Source organism: Neisseria sp. P0013.S005 (assembly GCF_051958425.1).
Taxonomy (GTDB): Bacteria; Pseudomonadota; Gammaproteobacteria; order Burkholderiales; family Neisseriaceae; genus Neisseria; species Neisseria subflava.
The window spans coordinates 1-251 of record NZ_JBQCVL010000073.1 but is presented as its reverse complement, the minus strand read 5'-3'; the positions used below and the strand labels follow the sequence as shown (position 1 = coordinate 251).

1 protein-coding gene is annotated in these 251 nt (G+C 54.2%); it reads left to right on the top strand.

The features are described from left to right. Positions 1-251, top strand: a 251-nt coding sequence (locus ACTHTA_RS11545; protein WP_440379638.1) for a hypothetical protein, incomplete at both ends; no start/stop codon positions are given.

Here is a 251-nt window from a genome sequence, read left to right as displayed (position 1 = left end):
GCTTTGGTATCTGCCGCTACTGCTTTAGCATCTGCCGCTACTGCTTTAGCATCTGCCGCTACTGCTTTAGCATCTGCCGCTACCGCTTTAGCATCTGCCGCTACCGCTTTAGCATCTGCCGCTTCCGCTTTCGCTACCGCACCATCAGCTTTGGTATCAGCTGCTACCGCTTTAGCATCTGCCGCTTCAGCTTTCGCTACCGCACCATCAGCTTTGGTATCTGCTGCTACTGCTTTAGCATCTGCCGCTAC